19 protein-coding genes are annotated in these 21,530 nt (G+C 66.7%); 17 read left to right on the forward strand and 2 right to left on the reverse strand.

Annotation, left to right across the window (positions count from 1 at the left end; genetic code table 11):
* The first annotated feature begins 3 nt into the window (after positions 1 to 3).
* Both rpoS and HTY53_RS21345 read left to right on the forward strand, forming a co-directional pair.
* A complete protein-coding gene (gene rpoS / locus HTY53_RS21340) occupies positions 4 to 1,173 on the forward strand; it encodes an RNA polymerase sigma factor RpoS (protein ID WP_174108552.1) in 1,170 nt (389 codons plus the stop codon).
* Complete coding sequence (locus tag HTY53_RS21345) at positions 1,170 to 2,012, forward strand: 3'-5' exonuclease (RefSeq protein ID WP_174108553.1); 843 nt, start codon at positions 1,170 to 1,172, stop codon at positions 2,010 to 2,012. Before rpoS ends, HTY53_RS21345 begins: the two co-directional genes overlap by 4 nt.
* Before the next feature lie 120 nt (positions 2,013 to 2,132).
* On the opposite strand, the gene HTY53_RS21350 is transcribed toward HTY53_RS21345, so the two are convergent.
* Positions 2,133 to 2,993 carry an endonuclease/exonuclease/phosphatase family protein gene (locus tag HTY53_RS21350; protein WP_174108554.1) on the reverse strand — a complete coding sequence of 287 codons (861 nt, stop codon included), beginning with the start codon at positions 2,991 to 2,993 and terminating at the stop codon, positions 2,133 to 2,135.
* 118 nt (positions 2,994 to 3,111) lie between these two features.
* On the opposite strand from HTY53_RS21350, the gene rlmD reads away from it, so the two are divergent.
* Positions 3,112 to 4,572 (forward strand): 23S rRNA (uracil(1939)-C(5))-methyltransferase RlmD, encoded by a 1,461-nt coding sequence (rlmD, locus tag HTY53_RS21355; RefSeq protein ID WP_174108555.1) that lies wholly within the window; start codon positions 3,112 to 3,114, stop codon positions 4,570 to 4,572.
* Between the two features lie 91 nt (positions 4,573 to 4,663).
* Here the strand turns inward: rlmD and HTY53_RS21360 are convergent, their stop codons facing one another.
* Entirely contained in the window at positions 4,664 to 5,368 is a 705-nt protein-coding gene (locus tag HTY53_RS21360; RefSeq protein ID WP_174108556.1) for a Bax inhibitor-1/YccA family protein, read from the reverse strand.
* A 335-nt stretch (positions 5,369 to 5,703) separates the two neighbouring features.
* Here HTY53_RS21360 and ndk point away from each other — a divergent pair, with 335 nt between their 5' ends.
* The 14 genes from ndk (at position 5,704) to HTY53_RS21430 (ending at position 21,514) form a co-directional block, all read left to right on the forward strand.
* On the forward strand, positions 5,704 to 6,129 hold the full coding sequence (ndk, locus tag HTY53_RS21365; protein ID WP_174108557.1) for a nucleoside-diphosphate kinase: 426 nt from the start codon (positions 5,704 to 5,706) through the stop codon (positions 6,127 to 6,129).
* Positions 6,130 to 6,183: 54 nt separating this feature from the next.
* Positions 6,184 to 7,332, forward strand: a complete 1,149-nt coding sequence (gene rlmN / locus HTY53_RS21370) for a 23S rRNA (adenine(2503)-C(2))-methyltransferase RlmN (RefSeq protein WP_174108558.1) — start codon at positions 6,184 to 6,186, stop codon at positions 7,330 to 7,332.
* Complete coding sequence (gene pilW, locus HTY53_RS21375) at positions 7,329 to 8,183, forward strand: type IV pilus biogenesis/stability protein PilW (RefSeq protein ID WP_254600061.1); 855 nt, start codon at positions 7,329 to 7,331, stop codon at positions 8,181 to 8,183. The genes rlmN and pilW overlap by 4 nt, the downstream gene beginning before the upstream one ends.
* A complete protein-coding gene (locus tag HTY53_RS21380; protein WP_174108559.1) occupies positions 8,176 to 9,192 on the forward strand; it encodes a RodZ domain-containing protein in 1,017 nt (338 codons plus the stop codon). Before pilW ends, HTY53_RS21380 begins: the two co-directional genes overlap by 8 nt.
* Before the next feature lie 64 nt (positions 9,193 to 9,256).
* The gene (gene ispG, locus HTY53_RS21385; RefSeq protein WP_174108560.1) at positions 9,257 to 10,549 is read left to right on the forward strand and encodes a flavodoxin-dependent (E)-4-hydroxy-3-methylbut-2-enyl-diphosphate synthase; all 1,293 of its coding nucleotides are present in this window, start codon (positions 9,257 to 9,259) and stop codon (positions 10,547 to 10,549) included.
* 58 nt (positions 10,550 to 10,607) lie between these two features.
* A complete protein-coding gene (gene hisS / locus HTY53_RS21390) occupies positions 10,608 to 11,999 on the forward strand; it encodes a histidine--tRNA ligase (RefSeq protein ID WP_174108561.1) in 1,392 nt (463 codons plus the stop codon).
* A 64-nt stretch (positions 12,000 to 12,063) separates the two neighbouring features.
* A complete protein-coding gene (locus HTY53_RS21395; protein WP_174108562.1) occupies positions 12,064 to 12,696 on the forward strand; it encodes a YfgM family protein in 633 nt (210 codons plus the stop codon).
* Between the two features lie 142 nt (positions 12,697 to 12,838).
* A complete protein-coding gene (bamB, locus tag HTY53_RS21400) occupies positions 12,839 to 14,008 on the forward strand; it encodes an outer membrane protein assembly factor BamB (protein WP_371557392.1) in 1,170 nt (389 codons plus the stop codon).
* 273 nt (positions 14,009 to 14,281) lie between these two features.
* Positions 14,282 to 15,625 carry a ribosome biogenesis GTPase Der gene (der, locus tag HTY53_RS21405; protein ID WP_174108564.1) on the forward strand — a complete coding sequence of 448 codons (1,344 nt, stop codon included), beginning with the start codon at positions 14,282 to 14,284 and terminating at the stop codon, positions 15,623 to 15,625.
* Between the two features lie 230 nt (positions 15,626 to 15,855).
* Positions 15,856 to 16,095: an RNA chaperone Hfq gene (gene hfq / locus HTY53_RS21410; RefSeq protein ID WP_006577126.1), complete on the forward strand. Its 240-nt coding sequence runs from the start codon at positions 15,856 to 15,858 to the stop codon at positions 16,093 to 16,095.
* 245 nt (positions 16,096 to 16,340) lie between these two features.
* Positions 16,341 to 17,771 (forward strand): GTPase HflX, encoded by a 1,431-nt coding sequence (gene hflX, locus HTY53_RS21415; RefSeq protein WP_217435702.1) that lies wholly within the window; start codon positions 16,341 to 16,343, stop codon positions 17,769 to 17,771.
* Between the two features lie 102 nt (positions 17,772 to 17,873).
* Positions 17,874 to 19,235, forward strand: a complete 1,362-nt coding sequence (hflK, locus tag HTY53_RS21420; protein WP_174108565.1) for an FtsH protease activity modulator HflK — start codon at positions 17,874 to 17,876, stop codon at positions 19,233 to 19,235.
* A 13-nt stretch (positions 19,236 to 19,248) separates the two neighbouring features.
* Positions 19,249 to 20,139, forward strand: coding sequence for a protease modulator HflC (hflC, locus tag HTY53_RS21425; protein ID WP_174108566.1), 891 nt, complete (start codon positions 19,249 to 19,251; stop codon positions 20,137 to 20,139).
* 223 nt (positions 20,140 to 20,362) lie between these two features.
* Entirely contained in the window at positions 20,363 to 21,514 is a 1,152-nt protein-coding gene (locus HTY53_RS21430; RefSeq protein ID WP_174108567.1) for an ATP phosphoribosyltransferase regulatory subunit, read from the forward strand.
* Positions 21,515 to 21,530: the final 16 nt, after the last annotated feature.

A 21,530-nucleotide genomic window follows, 5' to 3' on the forward strand; every position in this document is an offset into this window, starting at 1 on the left:
TTCATGCCACGCCAGAAAACAGTCTCCTCCGGAACCGCCAGCCGCACCCGTCGTGCCAAGCAACCGGAAGCACGTTCTGGTGTGGCACATCGTGACGGCCAGGCCGATGGCTACGATCACGATCTGGCGGCCGAGCTGATTCCCCTGACCGACGAACCGATCGCGCCCGGCGCTGGCTCCGTGGGTTTGCGCGAGGCCGATCTGATGGCCGACGACGGCGATGCGGTCGCGCGCGACGACGACGAGTCCGAGCGCGAGACCGACGAGGAAGAGGGCGCGACCGAAGCCGCGGTCGCGACCGAGCAGGACGAATTCCGCAGCGCCCTGCATACCGAACTCGCCGCCGATACCGTTCAGCACTATCTGAATCGCATCAGCATCAAGCCGCTGCTGTCGGCTCCCGAAGAACTCCATTTCTCGACGCTGGCCAAGGACGGCGATTTCTCCGCGCGTCAGGTCATGATCGAGCGCAACCTGCGCCTGGTGGTCAGCATCGCCAAGGGCTATCTGAATCGCGGCGTGCCGCTGCTCGATCTGATCGAAGAGGGCAACCTCGGCCTGATGCATGCCATCGAGAAATTCGATCCGTCGCGCGGCTTCCGTTTCTCGACCTATGCCACCTGGTGGATCCGCCAGAGCATCGAGCGCGCGATCATGAATCAGGCGCGCACGGTCCGCTTGCCGGTGCACGTGATCCGCGAACTCAATCAGGTGCTGCGCGCCAAGCGCCATCTGGAGAAGGGCGGCACCGATGGGCGCGATGCCAGCCTCGAGGACATCGCGCACCTGCTCGGCAAGACCCCCGACGAAGTGCAGGACGTCCTCGCACTGAACGAACACACGACTTCGCTCGATACGCCGTTCGATCTCGATCCGGGATCGAGCCTGCTCGACTTCCTGTCGGACGAGCACAATGCCGCGCCGGATCAGGAGGTCGCGCACCGCGAGCTCGAGAACCTGATGAAGCTGTGGCTGGCGCGGCTGTCCGAGAAGCACCGCTATGTGGTCGAGCGCCGTTTCGGCCTGAACCATATCGAGCCGGCGACCCTGGAAGAACTGGCCGAGGAGATGGGCCTGACGCGCGAGCGCGTGCGCCAGATCCAGCAGGAGGCGCTGGTCAAGCTCAAGCGGCATTTCGCTTCGCAAGGAGTGCGCAAGGACGCGGTTCTATGACGCCTGTGCTGGTATTCGACATCGAGACGGTTCCCGATGTCGCCGGCCTGCGCCGTCTGCACGATCATCCGCCGACCCTCAGCGATGCCGAGGTCGCGGAGCTGGCCTTCGCGGCGCGCCGCGAAAAGACCGGCAGCGATTTTCTCCCGCTGCATTTGCAACGCGTGGTGGCGATCTCCTGCGTGCTGCGTCGAACCCAGCGCGACGGCACGGCGTTGTTCCATGTCGGTTCGCTCGGCAGCGAAGACGATGGCGAAGCGACGCTGATCCAGCGCTTCTACGAACTGATCGCACGCTACAGTCCGCAACTGGTGTCATGGAACGGCGGCGGCTTCGATCTGCCGGTGCTGCACTATCGCGGGCTGGTCCACGGCGTTACCGCGCCCCGCTACTGGGAAATGGGCGAGGGCCGCGACGACGACAGCCGCGACTTCAAGTGGAACAACTACATCAGCCGCTACCACATGCGGCATCTGGACCTGATGGATTTGCTGGCGATGTACCAGCCGCGTGCCAGCGCGCCGCTCGACGATCTCGCCAGGCTGTGCGGATTTCCAGGCAAGATGGGGATGGACGGCAGCAAGGTGTGGGAAGCGTTCCAGCAGGGGCAGATCGGTGCGATCCGTGCCTACTGCGAGACCGACGTCGTCAATACCTATCTGATGTACTGCCGCTTCCAGATGATGCGCGGCGGCCTGACGCCGCGCGAGTTCGATGCCGAGGTCGAACTGGTGCAGGAATCGCTGGCGGAACTGCCCGGACCGCAATGGATGGAATATCTGCGGGCCTTCCAGCTGCAGCCGTCGAGCCGCGTGGCCGACGACGAAGAGATCGACTGAACGGTCCGGCGTCGCCGGTCTCTCGCTTCTCGCTTCTCGCTTCTCGCTTCTCGCTTCTCGCTTCTCGCCTTTCGTCTCTTGCTTCGTTTCGCCTCCGCTTGACTCCCCGTTGTACCTTCCTTATTCGAAGTCCCGCAGCGACAGGTGCACTGGCTGATGGTCCGACGCCTGCGTGCTGCCGTCGACCTCGCAGCGAACCAGCTGTCCCAGCAGATCCTCGGTCACCAGCATGAAATCGCAGGCGAAGGGCGGTTCGTTCCATTGCGCCTTGTCGTAAAGCGCGCAGGTCGGAGCGTGCGGCTGTCCGGGATGCAGATGCAGCCAGGCATCGCGCCACGCCGGCGTGCCGTCGTCGAACGGCGCGGTCAGGCGCCGGTAGGCCGTGTCGTCGGGCTTGCTGTTGAAGTCGCCGCAGAGGATGGCGCTGGCCGGGCGTGCCTCGGGCGTGAACGGACCGAAGCGCCGCTCCGCCGGACCTGGCCGCGCCGCATGCTGGCACGCCTCGACATGCCAGGCGCGTAGCGCTTCGGCCTGCGCATTGCGCTGCAGGGCCGAGTAGTACTCCAGATGCGTGCAGATGACGCGCAGCCGCCCGGTGCCGACGACGACCGTGGCTTCCAGCGCGACGCGCGGCATCGAGGCGACGGCAGGATCGGAGGGCCAGGGCAACGCATGGCGAAACACCTCGCACACCGGCAGGCGGGTTGCAATCAGATTGCCGAACTGGCGCGGCGTGCCATCCGCCGCGAAGCGGTCGACGCCAGGCGCGTACAGCAGGTGGTAGCCGGGCAGCAGCGCGGCCAGCTCGGCGACCTGGTCCGCGCCCGGATTGCCCGGCATCTCGCCGAAGCCGCGTGTCACCTCCTGCAGGCACAGCACGTCGAAGTCGGCCAGCGCCCGCAGCGTCGACACGGTGCGGGCGAGGTCGACCTCGCCATCGCAGCCTCGCCCCCACTGGATATTCCAGTTGATCAGTTCCATCGCTTGCCTCTCCCGGCACGGTTCGCTGCGCGCGGACCGCACCGCCGTCGTGTCCGTTCGGGTCGCGGCGACTGGTCTACAATCGCGCTTTCGCAAAACAATACGTCAGGTCCCGCTGGTGTCTCAAGCCGTGTCTTCCCCGCAATCCACCCCCGAGCCGGTGCAGCAGCCGGTCGCCTCGCCCGCTCCCGCTCGCAAGCGGGGCGCCGCCGCCGCACCTGCCGCCGGCGCCGAGGCCCAGGCCCACCCGACCGTGAAGATCGACAGCCTCGACATGGAGGCGCGCGGTGTCGGACGTTTGGTGAACGAGGACGGGACGCCTGGCAAGGTCGTGTTTGTCGAGGGCGCGCTGCCGGGCGAGACGGTGGCCTACCAAAGCTATCGCCGCAAGCCGAGCTTCGAACAGGCGCATCTGGTCGAGGTCCGTGAGCCGTCGGTGATGCGGGTGCAGCCGGGATGCGCGAATTTTGGCGTCTGCGGCGGCTGTTCGATGCAGCACCTGGACGCGCGGGCCCAGCTGGCGATCAAGCAGCGCGTGCTGGAAGACAATCTGTGGCATCTCGCCAAGGTGCGGCCCGAGATGGTATTCCGGCCGATTGCCGGGCCCGACTGGGGCTATCGCTACCGCGCCCGCCTCACGGTGCGTCACGTGGCGAAGAAGGGCGGGGTGCTGGTGGGCTTCCACGAGCGCAAGAGCAGCTATGTGGCCGACATGACCACTTGCGAGGTGCTGCCGCCGCACGTGTCCGCGCTGCTGGTGCCGCTGCGCGAGCTGGTGGCCGGACTGTCGATTCGCGACCGGATGCCGCAGATCGAGCTCGCGGTCGGGCAGGATGTGACCGCGCTGGTCCTGCGGATCCTCGAGCCGCTCAACGATGCCGACCGCGATCTGCTGCGCGCCTTCGCCGACCGCCACGACGTGCAGTTCTGGCTGCAGCCCAAAGGCCCGGACACGGTGGTGCCGTTCTATCCGCTCGATCGGGAACTGGCCTACACGCTGCCGGAATTCGGCATCCGCATGCCGTTCAAGCCGACCGACTTCACCCAGGTCAACCATCAGATCAATCGCGTGCTGATCAAGCGCGCGCTGCGCCTGCTCGACGCGCAGCCGGGCGACCGGTTGCTGGACCTGTTCTGCGGCATCGGCAACTTCACGCTGCCGCTGGCGACGCAAGGGCGCGAGGTGATGGGCATCGAGGGCAGCGAGGCGCTGACGGCGCGGGCGCTGGCCAATGCACAGTACAACGGCCTGGCCCACAAGGTTGGCTTTGCCTGCCGCAATCTGTTCGAGGTGAGCGCCGACGATATCGCGGCGCTCGGCCGCTTCGACCGCTGGCTGGTCGATCCGCCGCGCGAAGGCGCGCTGGCGGTCAGCAAGGCGCTGGCCGAGCTGGCGCAGGCCGGCAGCGACGTGCTGCCGGGGCGCATCGTCTATGTGTCGTGCAATCCGGCCACGCTGGCGCGCGATGCCGGCCTGCTGGTGCACGAGGCCGGCTACCGGCTGCGCGGCGCGGGCGTGGTCAACATGTTCCCGCACACCTCGCACGTCGAGTCGATCGCGGTGTTCGAGCGGGGTTGACGGGCAGGGGCCGGCGACGTGCGAGTCGCCCGCCAGGCAATAAAAAAGGGCCGGCATTGCCGGCCCTTCGCCATCGTGGTGAAGCGATCGCTTATTCGCGGTTGCCGCCGAAGATGCCCAGCAGCGCCAGCAGGTTGGCGAACACGTTGTAGACGTCCAGGTAGATCGCCAGCGTCGCGGTGATGTAGTTGGTCTCGCCGCCGTTCACCACACGCTGCACGTCGTACAGCATGTAGGCCGAGAAGATGCCGATCGCGATCACCGAAACGGTGATCATCAGCGAGGGCAGCTGCAGCCAGATGTTGGCCACCGAGGCAAGGATCAGCAGGATCACGCCCACGAACAGGAATTTGCCCAGGTTCGAGAAATCGCGCTTGCTGACCGTGGCGATGGTGGCCATCGCGGCGAAGATCGTGGCGGTGCCGCCGAACGCATACATGATCAGCGCCGGGCCGTTGGAGAACTGCAATACCGCGCCGATCAGCCGCGACAGCATCAGGCCCATGAAGAATGTGAAGGCCAGCAGCAGCACGACGCCCATGGCGCTGTTCTTGGTCTTTTCGATCGCGAAGAAGAAGCCGAAGGCGATCGCGAGGAACAGGATCAGCGACAGGCCCGGGCTCGCGGCCATGAAGCTGAAGCCGGTGGCTACGCCGATCCAGGCGCCGAGCACGGTCGGCACCATCGACAGCGCCAGCAGCCAGTAGGTATTGCGCAGGACCCGATTGCGGACGCTGACGGCTCCCGCCGTCGCGCCGGCATTGCCGAAACCATAGGTGTTCAGCTTGTCGTTCATGATGACTCCTATTTGAAGGGCGGTGCCGGAAGCGCCGGCGGACACCTCGCCAATGTGGCATCGTCCTTGCACGATTGCAAGTGCTGAGTGCTGTACTCGGCACTAAAAAATCGCGAAACCGTCGAGGAACAGATGAGGCGCTTACGATGCCTTGGATCGGCAGGATGGACCGGTGTTCCCGTCCCTTTGTCCCATATCGGAGCGATGGTGCGCCGCGATAATCTACGGAATGCCGTTCCTTTCGTTTCCCGGCGCCAGTTCTCGAAACGATCGGGGTCTCGTGCTAGAATCTTGCGTTTCCCAATCTGGTAACCCCTTCATTTTTCGGAGTTTTTATGGCGATCGAACGCACTCTGTCGATTATCAAGCCGGATGCCGTGGCCAAGAACGTCATCGGTCAGATCTACGCCCGTTTCGAAGGCGCTGGCCTGAAGATCGTGGCTGCCAAGATGGCACACCTGTCGCGCGGCGAAGCCGAGCAGTTCTATGCAGTGCACAAGGAGCGTCCGTTCTTCAAGGATCTGGTCGACTTCATGATCTCCGGCCCGGTGATGATCCAGGTGCTGGAAGGCGAGAACGCGATCGCCAAGAACCGTGAGCTGATGGGCGCCACCGACCCGAAGAAGGCCGAGAAGGGCACCATCCGCGCCGATTTCGCCGACAGCATCGACGCCAACGCCGTGCACGGCTCGGACGCTCCCGAGACCGCGGCCGCGGAAGTGGCGTTCTTCTTCCCCGGCATGAACGTTTACTCGCGCTGATTGTCTGGCCTGAACCCGGACACTAGACTGCTACCCGAAGCCCCCGCTGCCGTCATGAACGCTCTCGTCAACCTGCTCGATCTGGATGCGGACGGGCTCGCCACCTATTGCGGCGAGCTCGGCGAGAAGCCGTTTCGCGCGCGGCAGCTGCAGCGCTGGATCCACCAGTTCGGCGCCAGCCAGTTCGACCAGATGTCGGACCTGGCCAAATCGCTGCGCCAGAAGCTGGCCACGCGCGCCGAAATCCGCGCGCCGTCCGTGATCACCGACCATCTGTCGGCGGACGGCACGCGCAAGTGGCTGCTGGACGTGGGCAACGGCAATGCGGTCGAAACGGTGTACATCCCCGAGGAAACGCGCGGCACGCTGTGCGTTTCCTCGCAGGCCGGCTGCGCGGTCAATTGCCGCTTCTGTTCCACCGGCAAGCAGGGCTTCTCGCGCAATCTGACCACCGGCGAGATCATTGGCCAGCTGTGGATGGCCGAATTTGCGATGCGCACCCAGCTGGGGCGTGGTCCGAAGGACGATCGCGTGATCTCGAACGTGGTGATGATGGGCATGGGCGAGCCGCTGCTGAACTACGACCAGGTCGTGCCGGCGATGCGCTTGATGCTTGACGACAACGCCTACGGGCTGTCGCGCCGCCGTGTCACGCTGTCCACCTCCGGCGTGGTGCCGATGATGGACCGCCTGGCGAAGGACCTGCCGGTCGCGCTGGCGGTGTCGCTGCATGCGTCCAACGATGCGCTGCGCGACGGGCTGGTGCCGCTGAACCGCAAGTACCCGCTGGCCGAACTGATGGCGGCCTGCCGCCGCTATCTGGAGTTCGCCCCGCGCGACTTCATCACCTTCGAATACTGCATGCTGGACGGCGTCAACGACGGGGTCGAGCATGCGCGGGAATTGTTGAAGCTGGTGGCCGACGTGCCATGCAAGTTCAACCTGATCCCGTTCAATCCCTTCCCCGAGTCGGGGCTCAAGCGCTCGAACAACGAGCAGATCCGGCGTTTCGCCCAGGTGCTGATGGACGCCGGCATCGTGACGACGATCCGCAAGACCCGTGGCGACGATATCGACGCCGCCTGCGGCCAGCTCGCCGCCGAGGGTCGCGTGCAGGATCGCACCCGGCTTGCCGAGCGCGGCCGCTTCGGCAAGATTCCGCCGGTGGTGGCGGCGCCGGGCGGGGAGGCGCGATCTGCATGAGGCGTCTGCCTGCCGGTCTGCCCGCCGTGGTTCTGGCCGGGCTGGCACTGCTGACTGCGTGCCAGTCGACCGGCACGCCCGCCACCCGAGGCACGCCGGGACAACAGGCGCCGCAGTCGAGGGACGCCAGCCCCGCACCGGCCGATGCGCATCAGCGTGCGGCGCTGCGGCTGCAGCTGGCCTCCGGCTACCTGCAGGCCGGGCAGAGCGCGATCGCGCTCGATGAGGCCCGGCAGGCGATTGCGCTCGATCCCGCCCTGACCGACGCCTATCACGTGCAGGCGCTGGCGCAGATGGCGCTGCGGCGGCCCGCCGAGGCCGAGCAGAGCTTTCGGGCCGCGCTGTCGCGCCGCCAGGACGACGGCGATCTGCTGAACAACTATGGCTGGCTGCTGTGCGAGCAGGGACGCTATGCCGAGGCGCTGACTCAGCTGCAACGCGCGGTGGCGGCGCCTTCGACCGGCGGCGCAGCCAGGATGCTGACGAGCCTGGGTGCCTGCCAGTTGCGCCAGGGCGATCTGGAGGCGGCACACCGCAGCCTGACCAGCGCACTCGCGCAGCCGGGCCCGACGGCGAGCGCCGAAACGGCCGACGCGGCGACGCGCGCCGCCGCGCAGACCCAGCTCGGTCTGCTGTATTGGAAGCAGGGCGATCTGCCGCGGGCTCGCGCCGAGGTGGCGCAAGTCAACGCAGGACGCTTCGCCAGTCCGGCCTCGCTGTGGCTGGGCGCCCGCATTGCGCACCGCGAGGGAGACGCGGCCGCACAACAGGCATTGCTGGCGCAATTACATAAGCGCTTCCCGGACTCACGGGAGTCGAGCGCATACCAACAAGGAGCACGGGATGAATGAGCACGAGCGCGCCGAGGGCCAGGCCGTCTCGACCAATGCGAGCGGCAGCGCCAACGCGGTCGCGCAGGAGATCGGCGCGAGCCTGGCGAAGGCACGCGCGGCCCAGGGACTGTCGATACACGACGTCGGTGCGCGGCTGAAGGTGCCGGCGCAGAAGGTCGATGCGATCGAGTCCGGCAATGTCGGCGCCTTGCCCGATCTGACGTTCGCCAAGGGTCTGATGCGTGCCTACGCGCGCCTGCTGCAGGTCGACATCGATTCCTTGCTGGCGCGCTTTCATGCCCAGGCCGCGCCCCCGGCACCCGAGGTCGCGATTCGCCGCCAGGGCAGCCTGAACGCGAGCTTTGACGATCGCCGGCGCTTTCGCAGCAGTGGCACGTCAGGTTCCGGCGGACGCTGGGTCTGGCTCGCGCTGGTCGCGGCCGTGGTCTGCGCCGGCGCCCTGTTCGGCGTCGATCATGTCAAGCAATGGCTCGATGCGCGCGAGCAGCAGTTCACGCAGTCGGGCACGGAAGCGGCCCCCGAGGCGGAGTCGGGCACCGTCACCGCGGTGCTGCCGCATGTGATGGGCGGCGCCGCCAGCGAGGCACCGGGCGCCATGACCGGCACGGAAGGCGCCGCGGCCGGTGCCGCCACCGGCACCGCCAATGCGTCCGCCACGCTGGCGACGCCGCTGGCCCCAGTGACGGGTCCGTCCGCTGCGGCGAACGAGTCCGCTGTCACGGCCGGGCCGGCAGCAGCAGGGCCCGCTGCGACGGCAGCATCGGCCGCCGGCGAACTGCAGCTGCGCTTCAGCGCCCCGACCTGGTATGAGGTCCGCGACGCCAGCGGCAAGGTCGTGCTGGGCGGTACCGCCAAGGCCGGCGACGAAGTCGTCGGCGGCGGCACGGCGCCGTACAAGGTCGTGATCGGCAACGTCAAGGGCGTCGCCGCGATGACCCGCAACGGCGAGCCGGTCGATCTGCAGGCGGCCAACCGAAACAACGTGGCGCGTCTGACGCTGCCCTGATTTTTCCGCTAGTTCCCGATCGTTCCCGTTCGTCAACCGCACGCCAATGCAACGAGGTAACACCATGAACGCACAGGCCTGTCTGCCCGTACTGCCCGGATCGCTGCCGCGTCGCCGCACTCGGCAGGCGCGCGTGGTCTGGGGCGACAACGTGGTGACCATCGGCGGCGATGCGCCGGTGCGCGTGCAGTCGATGACGAATACCGACACCGTCGATGCGGTCGGCACTGCGATCCAGATCAAGGAACTGGCGCGCGCCGGCTCCGAGATCGTCCGCGTGACCGTCAATACGCCGGAGGCGGCTGCCGCGGTGCCGGCGATCCGCGATCAGCTCGACCGGATGGGCGTCGACGTGCCGCTGGTCGGCGACTTTCACTACAACGGCCACAAGCTGCTGCAGGACCATCCGGCCTGCGCGCAGGCGCTGTCGAAGTACCGCATCAACCCCGGCAATGTCGGCCAGGGCGCCAAGCGCGACACGCAGTTCGCGCAGATGATCGAGATGGCCTGCCGCCACGGCAAGCCGGTGCGCATCGGCGTCAACTGGGGCAGCCTCGATCAGGATCTGCTGGCGCGCATCATGGACGAGAACGGCCGGCGCGCCGAACCGTGGCCCGCGCAGAGCGTGATGATCGAGGCGCTGATCACGTCGGCGATCGAGTCCGCGCAGCGCGCCGAGGAAATCGGCCTGCCGGGCGAGCAGATCATCCTGTCATGCAAGGTATCGCAGGTGCAGGAGCTGATCGCGGTCTACCGCGAACTGGCGCGCCGCTGCGACTATGCGCTGCATCTCGGGCTGACCGAGGCAGGCATGGGGAGCAAGGGGATCGTCGCCTCGACGGCCGCGCTGTCGGTGCTGCTGCAGGAAGGCATCGGCGACACGATCCGCATCTCGCTGACGCCGGAGCCGGGCGCGTCGCGCGACAAGGAAGTCCATGTCGCGCAGGAGATCCTGCAGACCATGGGACTGCGCAATTTCACGCCGATGGTGATCGCGTGCCCGGGCTGCGGCCGCACCACCAGCACGGTGTTCCAGGAACTGGCCGCCAGCATCCAGTCGTATCTGCGCGCCCAGATGCCGGTATGGAAGACCGAATATCCCGGCGTCGAGGAAATGGATGTGGCCGTGATGGGCTGCATCGTCAACGGCCCGGGCGAGAGCAAGCATGCCAATATCGGCATCTCGCTGCCGGGCTCCGGCGAATCGCCGGCAGCGCCGGTGTTCGTCGACGGCGTCAAGGTGAAGACGCTGCGCGGCGAGCGGATCGCCGAGGAATTCCAGGCCATGGTCGACGAATACGTGCGCACGCACTACGGCAAGGGGAAGGCCGCGGCCAGCGCCGGCGCGCCCAATTGAGGCGCTCCCCGGGATAGCGCAAGCAACGCAGCCGCGACCGAGCAACAGAATGACAACCATGAACGCATCCGAGAATCCGGCGCCGGCCAACGGCGGCGCCCAGAACCCAGGCAAGGCCCGCGCGCTGCAGGGCGTCAAGGGCATGAACGACATGCTGCCCGCCGACGCCCCGCTGTGGGAGCAGTTCGAGCAGGCGGCCCGCGCGATGCTGCGTGCCTATGGCTACCAGCAGATCCGCACGCCGATCGTCGAGCCGACCCAGCTGTTCGTGCGCGGCATCGGCGAGGTCACCGACATCGTCGAGAAGGAAATGTATTCCTTCACCGATTCGCTGAACGGCGAGCAACTGACGCTGCGCCCCGAGGGCACGGCGGCAGTGGTGCGCGCGACCATCGAGCACAACCTGCTGTACGACGGCCCCAAGCGCCTGTGGTACACCGGCCCGATGTTCCGCCACGAGCGTCCGCAGCGCGGCCGCTATCGGCAGTTCCATCAGCTCGGCGCCGAGGCGCTCGGTTTCGCCGGCCCCGATGTCGACGCCGAGATCATCCTGATGTGCCAGCGCCTGTGGGACGACCTGGGCCTGGTCGGCGTGCGCCTGGAGATCAATTCGCTGGGCCAGGCCGACGAGCGTGCGGCCCATCGGCAGGAACTGATCAAGTATCTGGAAGGTTTCCAGGACATCCTCGACGAGGACGGCAAGCGCCGCCTGTACACCAATCCGCTGCGCGTGCTGGACACCAAGAATCCAGCGCTGCAGGAAATGGCGGCGAACGCGCCGAAGCTGATCGACTTTCTCGGCGAGGCCTCGCTGGCCCACTTCGAGGGCGTGCAGCGCTTGCTGAAGGCCAACAATATTCCGTTCACGATCAATCCGCGTCTGGTGCGCGGGCTGGATTACTACAACCTGACCGTGTTCGAGTGGATCACCGACAAGCTGGGCGCGCAGGGCACCATTGCCGGCGGCGGCCGCTACGATCCGCTGATCGCGCAAATGGGCGGCAAGTCGGCACCGGCCTGCGGCTGGGCCATGGGCATCGAGCGGATCATCGAACTGATGCGCGAGGAAGGGCTGGCGCGTCAGGCCGATGCCTGCGACGTCTATGTCGTCCACCAGGGCGAGGCCGCCGTGCAGCAGGCGATGATCGCAGCGGAACGGCTGCGCGATGCCGGTTTCGACGTGGTCGTGCATGCCACCGCGGACGGCAGGAGCGGCAGCTTCAAGTCGCAGATGAAGCGCGCCGATGCGAGCGGGGCTTCCCATGCCGTTATCATTGGCGAGGATGAGCTCGCCGCCGGCGTGGTGCAGGTCAAGGCCTTGCGCGCCGCGGACGGGCAGACCGACAACAACGGCCAGCAGGCCACGGTGCCCGCCGAGGACCTGGTCGACTATCTGGTCGAATCGATGGTCGCCGGCATGGGCGGCGAGACCGGCGAAGACCTTCAATGACGCAGGCGCGGCGCTTGCTGCGCGCGCTTGCCTGACGACAAACCAACGCGGTTGAAACGACTAGATGGCTTACGATCTGGAAGAGCAGGAACAGCTTGAAAACATCAAGGCATGGTGGCGCCAGTACGGCAACTTCCTGACCTGGCTGCTGATCGCCTGCCTGCTGGCCTTTGCGGCCTGGAATGGCTGGAACTGGTGGCAGCGCAAGCAGGCCGGCGAAGCCGCGGTGCTGTACGAGCAGGTGCTGAAGGCCGCCGAGGCGCGCGATGTCGAGCGCATCAAGCGCGCCGCCGGCGACCTCGAGGACAAGTACGGCAAGACCGCTTACGGCCAGATGACGGCGCTGGTCGCCGCCAAGGTGTTGTACGAGGCAGGCGATCTGGCCGGCGCCAAGAGCCAGCTGCAATGGGCGGTCGATCACGGCGACGGTGAGTATCAGCACCTTGCGCGAGTCCGGCTGGCCGGCGTGCTGCTCGACGAAAAGGCCTACGACCAGGGCCTGGCGCTGCTCAAGACCGAGCCGCCGGGCCCGTTTGTCGCGCTGTATGCGGACCGCCGCGGCGATCTGCTGGCGGCGCAGGACAAGCGCGACGAGGCGCGCGCGGCCTACCGTCAGGCGCTCGACAAGCTCGGCGTCGACGAAGCCGGCATGCGCCAGATCATCCAGTTCAAGCTGGACGCCCTGGGTACGGCGTAAGCGGAGCCACCGCCATCGATGCTCGGCCTTGCCGGTGCATCGATGGCGGCTCCGCATCGCTTGGCGATCGGAATTGGCTGAATCGCTGCCCACTTCGCTACCTACTTCGCTTCCCACCTTTTTTCAGGAACGCAACCAGATGATGTCGATGCCTAACGGCGCTGCCCGGATCTCTCGCCCTGTTCGCTTGACCCAGGCGCTCGTCGTTGCCTGTGCCACCGCCCTGGCTGGCTGCTCGCTGTTCGGCAAGGCCGACAAGAATCCGCCGGCCCAGCTGCAGCCGGTCACGCAGACGCTGACGGTCAAGGAAGCCTGGCGCGCCAGCGTCGGCAAGAGCGGCCCGTATTCGCTGCAGCCCGTCGCGGTCGGCGACAAGGTCTATGTGTCGTCGCACGGCGGCGACGTGATGGCGCTCGACGGCACCTCCGGCCGCACGCTGTGGAAGGTCGACACCGATGTCGACCTGACGACCGGCCCCGGCAGCGACGGCAACGTGACGGCGGTGGCGGGCGAGAAGGGCGTGGTGTTCGCCTTCGACGCCAGCGGCAAGCAACTGTGGAAGAAACAGATCAATGGCGAGATCCTGTCCTCGCCGCTGGTTGGCCATGACCTGGTGGTCGTGCGCACGACCGATACCCGCGTGCTCGGCCTCGATGCGCAGACCGGCGAGCGCCGCTGGATCTATCAGCGTGCGCAGACGCCGCTGAACCTGCGCGCCGCCATGGGCATGGTGTTCGCCGGCGACGGCATCGTGATGGGCTTCCCCGGCGGCAAGCTGGGCGTGCTGGCGCCGTCCAACGGCGTGCTGCGCTGGGAGAGCACGATCTCGTATCCGAAGGGCGTGTCCGAGATCGAGCGGCTCAACGACGTGACGGGCCTGCCGATGATCAACGGCCGCCAGGTTTGCGCGACCACTTTCCAGGGTCGCATCGCCTGCCTGGAACTGGCCAATGGCCAACCGCAGTGGGGCAAGGACTTTTCGTCGCCGGGCGGCCCGGCCCAGGACGACGTCTCGCTGTTCGCCGCCAACGAGCATTCGGTGGTGTATGCCTTCGATCGCCAGAACGGCAACGAGCGCTGGCGCAACGAGCAGTTGCGCAACCGGCCGCTGGGCATGCCGCTGGCGCTGGGCCGCTCGGTGGTGATCGGCGACTTCGAAGGCTACCTGCACTTCCTGTCGCGCGAGGACGGCAAGTTCGTCGCGCGCGTGCGGGCCGGCAGCAGCCCGATCACCGCCGCGCCGGTGGTGGCCGGCCAGACCCTGGTGGTGCAGACCCGAGGGGGCGACGTCTACGGCTATATTCCGGACTGAAGCCCTGACAAAAACAGGGGCGGCCGCCACGGCGGGCGTCCCACCGGCGAGCGCGCGCTCACCTGTCGGTGCGCGGGATCGCCGGATCCGACTGCATGGCCGACCCGTCGCGATGACGGTGTCGGCCGCATGCGTCATGCGGGCCAAGGCCCGCGCAATGATTTCACCCGACAGGATTGCCGGCCCGGCGCGTTGCGCCAGGCTGTCGGACCAACCTGATTCTTCGGAGGCATGCCGGGCGCACCGCGCGCGGCGTGGCCCTCCACGATTTGCATGAAACCAGTGATCGCACTCGTCGGCCGCCCCAATGTGGGCAAGTCGACGTTATTCAACCGCCTGACCCGCTCGCGCGACGCGCTTGTCGCCGACCTGCCGGGCCTGACCCGCGACCGTCACTATGGCGAGGGGCGCGGTGCCGACCGGCCGTATATCGTCATCGATACCGGCGGCTTCGAACCGGTGGCCAAGGAAGGCATCGTCGCCGAGATGGCCAAGCAGACGCGCCAGGCCGTGGTCGAGGCCGACGTCGTCATCTTCATCGTCGACGGCCGTCTGGGCCTGGCGCCGCAAGACCTGGTGATCGCCGACTATCTGCGCAAGACCGGCCGTCGCGTGATGCTGGCGGTCAACAAGGCCGAGGGCATGAAGTACACGGCGGTCGCGGCCGACTTCTATGAGCTCGGCATGGGCGACCCCTATGCGATCTCGGCCACGCATGGCGACGGCGTGCGCGAGCTGATCGAGGAAGCGCTGGATGCCGCTGTCCAGCAACGCCCGGAGCTGGCCGAACCGGAGGACCAGAACACGCGCGGCACCAAGATCGCGATCGTCGGTCGTCCGAATGTGGGCAAGTCCACGCTGGTCAATACGCTGATCGGCGAGGAGCGCGTGATCGCGTTCGACATGCCGGGCACCACACGCGATGCGATCTATGTCGAGTTCGAGCGGGGCGGCAAGCCGTATACGCTGATCGACACCGCGGGCCTGCGCAAGCGTGGCAAGGTGTTCGAGGCGATCGAGAAGTTCTCGGTGGTCAAGACGCTGCAGTCGATCGCCGATGCCAACGTGGTGGTGCTGCTGCTCGACGCGCAGCAGGACGTGTCGGAGCAGGACGCCCATATTGCCGGCTTCATCGTCGAATCGGGGCGGGCGCTGGTGGTCGGCGTCAATAAATGGGATGGTCTGGACGGGCATAGCCGGGACCGGATCAAGCACGATCTGCAGCGCAAGCTGCAGTTCCTCGATTTCGCCAACTTCCACTTCATTTCGGCGCGCGAACGGACCGGCATCGGCCCGCTGCTGCGCTCGGTGGACGAGGCCTATGCCGCGGCGATGATCAAGATGCCGACGCCGAAGCTCACGCGCGTGCTGCATGACGCCGTGGAATTCCAGCAGCCGCGCCGCGTCGGTGCGACCCGCCCCAAGATGCGCTACGCGCACCAGGGTGGTTCCAATCCTCCGATCATCGTCGTGCATGGCAACTCGCTGAACGCGGTGCCGGAAACCTATCGGCGCTTTCTGGAAGGGCGTTTTCGCGCGGCGTTCAATCTGAAGGGCACACCGCTTCGAATCGAATTTCGTACGAACAAAAATCCGTACGCGCAATCGAAGGATTGAGTCGGAAAAGGCGGCCTGATGGGGGCGCCGCAGCCCCGTCTGTGGCGCCGAAGTTTCGTTTGCGTTCGTTTGGAACTGCGGCTAAATTCACACTAGCGGGAGCCCCCGCTGGTTGATGCCGGCCTGGTACCGTTTTGACTTTTTTTGACGCGATCTTGCGTCGTCCGACTTGAAACCGGGGATATCGATCCCCATCATTGATCACTAAATCTATAAATTTGGAGTGTGCCATGAGCAACAAAGGGCAATTGCTACAAGACCCGTTCCTGAACGCGCTGCGCAAGGAGCACGTGCCGGTTTCCATCTACCTCGTCAATGGCATCAAGCTGCAAGGTAATATCGAATCCTTCGACCAATATGTTGTCCTGCTGCGTAACACGGTGACGCAGATGGTCTACAAGCATGCGATCTCCACTGTCGTTCCCGCGCGCGCGGTCAATTTCCGCGTCGACGACTCCGCGGAAGGCTGATTTCGACGCCGCTCGCCATTCACGCCGCGCCGACGCGCGGCAATCACGCTCCGACGCCGCGCCAGCGCCTTCCGGTGCTGGCGCGGCATCGTTCTTTGTATCGTTGCGCTTTTTGCCGCGTCGTTGGCTGCGTTTCTGGCGGCGTTTCTTGCCGCGCTTTTCGCCGCGTTTTTTGCCACCAGTCGCCGAGCGCGCCTCCCTGTTTCTGATCCCCGATTTTTTCCGCGCCGCTGTGCGCCCCGAGCTTGCAACCTAGAGCCACTGCCCCCTCCGAACCTACCCGCGCCATTCTCGTTGGCGTCGATTTCGGCAAGCACGATTTCGAAGAGAGCCTGAGCGAACTGGCGTTGCTGACGTCCACCGCCGGCTCGACGCCCGTGCATACCCTGACCGGCAAACGTTCGCGTCCGGACCCGGCGCTGTTCATCGGCTCGGGCAAGGCCGAGGAACTGAAGGAAGCGGCCGACGCGCTCGATGCCGATGTGGTGGTGTTCAACCATGCGCTCAGTCCTGCGCAGCAGCGCAATCTCGAACGCTTTCTGAACCGGCACGTGATCGACCGCACCGGCCTGATTCTCGATATCTTCGGCCAGCGCGCACAGAGTCATGTGGGCAAGGTGCAGGTGGAACTTGCCCAGGTGCAATACCGCGCGTCGCGGCTGGTCCGCGCCTGGAGCCACCTGGAGCGGCAGAAGGGCGGTATCGGCATGCGCGGCGGCCCCGGCGAGCGCCAGCTCGAACTGGACCGCCGCATGCTGGATGACCGGGCCAAACGGCTCAAGTCGGATCTGTCGCGGCTGCAGCGTCAGCACAGCACGCAGCGCCGTGCTCGCGCCCGCAACGAGACGCTGAGCATTTCGCTGGTCGGCTATACCAACGCGGGCAAGTCGACGCTGTTCAACGCGCTGACCAAGGCGCGCGCCTATGCGGCCAACCAGCTGTTTGCGACGCTCGATACGACCTCGCGCCGGCTCTATCTGGACGGGCTGGGCAATGTGGTGCTGTCCGATACGGTCGGCTTCATCCGTGACCTGCCGACCCAGCTGGTGGCGGCCTTCCGCGCCACGCTCGAAGAGACCGTGCATGCCGATCTGTTGCTGCATGTAGTCGATGCCGCCAGTCCGGTGCGCCATGAGCAGATCGAACAGGTCAATCGCGTGCTCGCCGAGATCGATGCGGCGGACATTCCGCAGATCGTCGTGATGAACAAGATCGACGCCGCACCCGAGCTGCTGGAGCACGGTCCGCGCGTCGAGCGCAACGAGGACGGCGTGCCGGTGCGCGTGTTCATCAGCGCGCGCGACGGCATCGGGCTGGACGAACTGCGCGATGCGATCGTCGAGGCCGCACGCTGGCTGGCCGAGCGGCCCGCCGCCCCCGAAGCTGCCGATCCGCGATTGCAGGACCTGCAGGAGCGGCGGCCGTGGGAGGGCGATGGCGCGGACGGCGTCGAGTTTGCCGATCGCGGCGCCGATGCCGATGCCGATGCCGATGCCCAGGACTCCGGACACGATGTCGGATCCGACGCCCGTTCCCGCTCGGATCGCGTCATCGGCGCGGAGCTGGATCCCCCTTCGGACTCGTCTCCGGACGCGTCTTCGGGCCGGGATCTGGACCCGGATTCCGACCCCCAACCGCCGGCCCCTCGCCGCCTTCCCGATCGCGACGCCAACTGATGCGGGCGGCGCTATGCGCCGCCTCCGGCATCAAATGAGCAAAAGTGGCGTCGATGGCTGCTAGAATCCCCTCGTTACAACTTTCCCGGAACCGTGCCCTACATGCCCCAGTTCTCCCGGACCTCTGATACAAGCCTTGCCCGAGGCGCCCGTCGGCCGAGCAGCTGGCAGCGTCTGCGCGCGATCCTGTCGCTGAACGATCCCCGTTGGGGCCGTGGCGACAAGGACGACGAGGACAAGGATGGGCGCGACGGCGGCCGCGACAACGGCCGTCAGAACCAGCGCCCGCAGGACGGTCCGCCGGACCTGGACGAGCTGTGGCGCGATTTCAATCGCCGTCTGAACAGCCTGCTTGGCCGCAAGGACAACGGCGGGGGCAACAACAACCAGAACTTCGGCGGTGGCACCCGCACCCCGGGCAAGGGATCGGGCATCGGCGCCGGCGTGATCGCGGTCGCGGTCATCGCGATCTGGCTGGCCAGCGGCTTCTTCATGGTGCAGGAAGGCCAGACCGCGGTGGTGCTGCAGTTCGGCAAGTTCAAGTACACCACCGGGCCCGGTATCAACTGGCGCATGCCCTGGCCGATCCAGTCGGCCGAGATCGTCAACCTGTCGGCGGTGCGTTCGGTCGAAGTGGGCCGTTCGACCTCGATCAAGGACAGCAATCTGAAGGACTCGTCGATGCTGACGCAGGACGAGAACATCATCGACGTCCGCTTCACGGTGCAGTACGACATCCAGGACGCGACCGAATTCCTGTTCTTCAACCGCACCGATCGCGGCGGCGACGAGGAACTGGTGACGCAGGCCGCCGAGACCTCGGTGCGCGAGATCGTCGGCCGCAACAAGATGGATTCGGTGCTGTACGAAAACCGCGAGCAGATCGCGCAGGGCCTGGCCAAGTCGATCCAGGCGATCCTGTCGGCCTACAAGACCGGCATTCGCGTGATCTCGGTCAACGTGCAGAGCGTGCAGCCGCCCGAGCAGGTGCAGGCGGCCTTCGACGACGTCAACAAGGCCAGCCAGGACCGCGAACGCGCCATCAGCGAAGGCCAGGCCTACGCCAACGACGTGATTCCGCGGGCCCAGGGTACCGCCGCGCGCCTGGCCGAGGAGGCGCAGGCCTACAAGGCCCGCGTGATCGCGCAGGCTGAAGGCGATGCGTCGCGCTTCCGCCAGGTGCAGACCGAGTACGCCAAGGCGCCGCAGGTCACGCGCGACCGCATCTATCTGGAAACGATGCAGCAGATCTACGCCAACACCAGCAAGGTGCTGGTCGATACGAAACAGGGCAACAATCTCCTCTACCTGCCGCTCGACAAGCTGATGTCGCAGTCGCAGGGCGACCCCCGCGGGATGGCGGGCGCGGTGCCGCCGCCGGCCACGCCGACGCCGGCGCCCGATGCCAGCGCCGACACGCGTTCGCGCGAAGCGCTGCGCAATCGCGATCGCGATTCCCGTTGAGGAGAGTAAACAGATGAACCGACTGATTTCCTATGCCATCGGCCTCTTCATCGTGCTGGCGATTGCCTCCTCGATGGTTTTTGTGGTCGACCAGCGCCAGTACGCCGTGGTGTTTGCCTTCGGCGAGATCAAGCAGGTGGTGCGCGACCCCGGCCTGCATTTCAAGCTGCCGCCGCCGCTGCAGAACGTGGTCTTTATGGACCGCCGCCTGCAGACCATCGACGTGGCCGCCGGCGAGCGCTTTCTGACCGCCGAGAAGAAAAGCATGATGGTGGACTGGTTCGTCAAATGGCGAATCACCGATCCGCGCAAGTTCTTCGTCGCCTTCGGCGGCAATCTGCGCGGCGCCCAGGACCGCATGACGCAGCGGATCGATGCCGCGGCGCGCGAGGAGTTCGGCCGCCGCACCGTGGCCGAGGTCGTCGCAGGCGAGCGCGACAAGGTCATGCAGAACATTCGCAACAGCATGACCGAGTACGGCCAGTCGGTCGGCGTCGAGATACTCGACGTGCGCCTCAAGCGCGTCGATCTGTTGCCGGCGATCAGCGAATCGGTCTACCGCCGGATGGAAGCCGAGCGCAAGCGCGTGGCCAACGAGCTGCGTTCGACCGGCGCGGCCGAGGGCGAGAAGATCCGCGCCGATGCCGACCGCCAGCGCGAGGTGGTGCTGGCCGAGGCCTATCGCGAGGCGCAGAAGATCAAGGGCGAGGGCGATGCCCGCGCCTCGCAGATCTACGCCGACGCGTTCGGTCGCGATCCGCAGTTCGCACAGTTCTGGCGCAGCATGGAAGCCTATCGCAACACCTTCCGCGACAAGCGCGACGTGCTGGTGCTCGAGCCGGATTCCGAGTTCTTCCGCTACATGCGCTCGTCGGGCGGCGCGCAGACCGCACCGCGGCGCTAGCCAGCACGCCGGCCGTCGCAGTGCGATCGTCCGATAGTGCCTAGGCCTGGTGCCTAGTGCCTTGTGCGATCGCGCGATAATTCCGCTGTGCCCGAACCCCGGCTTGCCGGGGTTTTGTTCGCCCGGCAGGGCGGCCGCCAGCGCGGCCGCGCAACTACCGAAGACCCCATTCGCGCGAGCCGCCTGCGCCCGGCCCGCGACCCACACGAATCAGAGAAGCTCCATGTCGAACCACTGGCTCCTGCCCGAGAACATTGCCGACGTCCTGCCGTCGGAGGCCCGCAAGATCGAGGAGCTGCGCCGCCGCATGCTCGATCTGTTCCGCACCTACGGCTACGAGCTGGTGATGCCGCCGCTGCTGGAATACATCGAGTCGCTGCTGACCGGCACCGGCCACGACCTGGACCTGCGCACCTTCAAGCTGGTCGACCAGCTGTCGGGCCGCACGATGGGCCTGCGCGCCGATATCACGCCGCAGGTCGCCCGCATTGACGCGCACCTGCTGAACCGCCCGGGCGTGACCCGGCTGTGCTACGCCGGCAACGTGCTGCACGCACGCCCGGCGGGCTTTCATGCCACGCGCGAACCGATCCAGGTCGGCGCCGAAATCTACGGCCATGCCGGCCTCGAGGCCGACGTCGAGATCCAGAACCTGATGCTGGCCGCCCTGCAGTCGGCGGGGCTGGGCGAAGTGCGGCTGGATCTGTGCCATGCCGGCATCGTCGCGGCGCTGCTCGACGGCCTGCCGCCGGCGCGCAGCAACGAGCAGGCCCTGTTCGATGCGCTGGAGAACAAGGATGTGCCGGCGCTGCGCGAACTGACGGCCGGCTTCCCCGAGGTCGAGCGCGACGCGCTGCTGGCGCTGCCGACGCTGTACGGCGGCCCCGAGGTGATCGAGCGGGCCCGCGCGGTGCTGCCATCCAGCCCGGCGATCGCTCGCGCGCTGGACGAGCTGGCTTTCCTCGCCGCCGAGGTGCGCGGCGCCACGGTCAATATCGACCTTGCCGATCTGCGCGGTTACCACTATCACAGTGGAGTCATGTTCGCCGCGTACGTGGCGGGCCTGCCGAACCACGTCGCCCGCGGCGGCCGCTACGACAAGGTCGGCGAGGCCTTCGGACGCGCCCGGCCGGCCACCGGTTTTTCGCTGGACCTGCGGGAGGTGGCGGCGCTGTCGCCGGTCGAGGTCCGCGCGCTGGCGATCTTCGCGCCGTGGGATCCGGATCCCGCGCTGCGCACCGCGATCGCGGCGCTGCGCGAGGGCGGCGAGATCGTGATCCAGTCGTTGCCGGGCCACACGCACGAACTCGACGAATTCAATTGCGACCGCCAGCTGGTGCGCGAGGGCAGCCGCTGGGTGGTGGTGCCGCGCTGAGCGATCGGTCTGGCCG

The organism is Cupriavidus gilardii (genome assembly GCF_013314895.1).
GTDB classification, from domain to species: domain Bacteria; phylum Pseudomonadota; class Gammaproteobacteria; order Burkholderiales; family Burkholderiaceae; genus Cupriavidus; species Cupriavidus gilardii_C.

Coding starts and splice junctions, on each gene's coding strand:
- rpoS (WP_174108552.1), top strand. CDS start 4: ATGCCACGCCAGAAAACAGTCTCCTCCGGAACCGCCAGCCGCACCCGT.
- HTY53_RS21345 (WP_174108553.1), top strand. CDS start 1,170: ATGACGCCTGTGCTGGTATTCGACATCGAGACGGTTCCCGATGTCGCC.
- HTY53_RS21350 (WP_174108554.1), bottom strand. CDS start 2,993: ATGGAACTGATCAACTGGAATATCCAGTGGGGGCGAGGCTGCGATGGC.
- HTY53_RS21360 (WP_174108556.1), bottom strand. CDS start 5,368: ATGAACGACAAGCTGAACACCTATGGTTTCGGCAATGCCGGCGCGACG.
- ndk (WP_174108557.1), top strand. CDS start 5,704: ATGGCGATCGAACGCACTCTGTCGATTATCAAGCCGGATGCCGTGGCC.
- rlmN (WP_174108558.1), top strand. CDS start 6,184: ATGAACGCTCTCGTCAACCTGCTCGATCTGGATGCGGACGGGCTCGCC.
- pilW (WP_254600061.1), top strand. CDS start 7,329: ATGAGGCGTCTGCCTGCCGGTCTGCCCGCCGTGGTTCTGGCCGGGCTG.
- HTY53_RS21380 (WP_174108559.1), top strand. CDS start 8,176: ATGAATGAGCACGAGCGCGCCGAGGGCCAGGCCGTCTCGACCAATGCG.
- ispG (WP_174108560.1), top strand. CDS start 9,257: ATGAACGCACAGGCCTGTCTGCCCGTACTGCCCGGATCGCTGCCGCGT.
- hisS (WP_174108561.1), top strand. CDS start 10,608: ATGAACGCATCCGAGAATCCGGCGCCGGCCAACGGCGGCGCCCAGAAC.
- HTY53_RS21395 (WP_174108562.1), top strand. CDS start 12,064: ATGGCTTACGATCTGGAAGAGCAGGAACAGCTTGAAAACATCAAGGCA.
- bamB (WP_371557392.1), top strand. CDS start 12,839: ATGTCGATGCCTAACGGCGCTGCCCGGATCTCTCGCCCTGTTCGCTTG.
- der (WP_174108564.1), top strand. CDS start 14,282: ATGAAACCAGTGATCGCACTCGTCGGCCGCCCCAATGTGGGCAAGTCG.
- hfq (WP_006577126.1), top strand. CDS start 15,856: ATGAGCAACAAAGGGCAATTGCTACAAGACCCGTTCCTGAACGCGCTG.
- hflK (WP_174108565.1), top strand. CDS start 17,874: ATGCCCCAGTTCTCCCGGACCTCTGATACAAGCCTTGCCCGAGGCGCC.
- hflC (WP_174108566.1), top strand. CDS start 19,249: ATGAACCGACTGATTTCCTATGCCATCGGCCTCTTCATCGTGCTGGCG.
- HTY53_RS21430 (WP_174108567.1), top strand. CDS start 20,363: ATGTCGAACCACTGGCTCCTGCCCGAGAACATTGCCGACGTCCTGCCG.